This is a genomic window from Cysteiniphilum halobium (assembly GCF_003574425.1).
GTDB classification, from domain to species: domain Bacteria; phylum Pseudomonadota; class Gammaproteobacteria; order Francisellales; family Francisellaceae; genus Caedibacter; species Caedibacter halobius.
The window spans coordinates 1-537 of sequence record NZ_QLIU01000038.1; the positions used below are offsets into that span (position 1 = coordinate 1).

Annotated in this window: 1 protein-coding gene; it reads right to left on the reverse strand. The window is 47.7% G+C overall.

What is annotated here, in order from left to right; genetic code table 11:
• The coding region (locus DNK85_RS08015; protein WP_162896611.1) for a hypothetical protein at nt 1–537 on the reverse strand (537 nt) is incomplete at both ends.

Consider the following 537-nt stretch of genomic DNA (forward strand, 5'->3'; position numbering starts at 1 on the left):
ACAACAGTCGCCCCATTTGGAACGGTGACATCATCTGTTGCATTATTATCAAGATCAACGGCGATAGTACCGACAGCGGCATTGCCGATGGTCACATCACTGTTTGCCGGGATAGTCACGGTATCACCGTCGGCATCGGTAATTGCAACCTGACCACTACCGGCATCAGCAACGGTCATTCCACTTGTGATGATGGCATCTGGTGTGCCATCACCGGTTAAATCAACCGTAATGGCTGAACCATCGGTATTGGTGATCGTAACACTGTTACCACCATTGTTATTAATGACAGCGGCACTATTGGCTTGTGTGCTGATGACTTCACCACTGGCTAGGGTGGTTTGTAAGGTACTGCCATCACTGACAATATCACTACCACTTTCTACGGTGACATCAGGGGTGCCATTGCCATTACTATCTACGCTAACGACAGTGCCATTATCTTGGATAATCGCGCCACCATCATCGACTAAAGTAATGGTACTATTGTCTGCGGTCGTGGCGGTAAAGGTGCCATTATTATTATCGACAATCTTC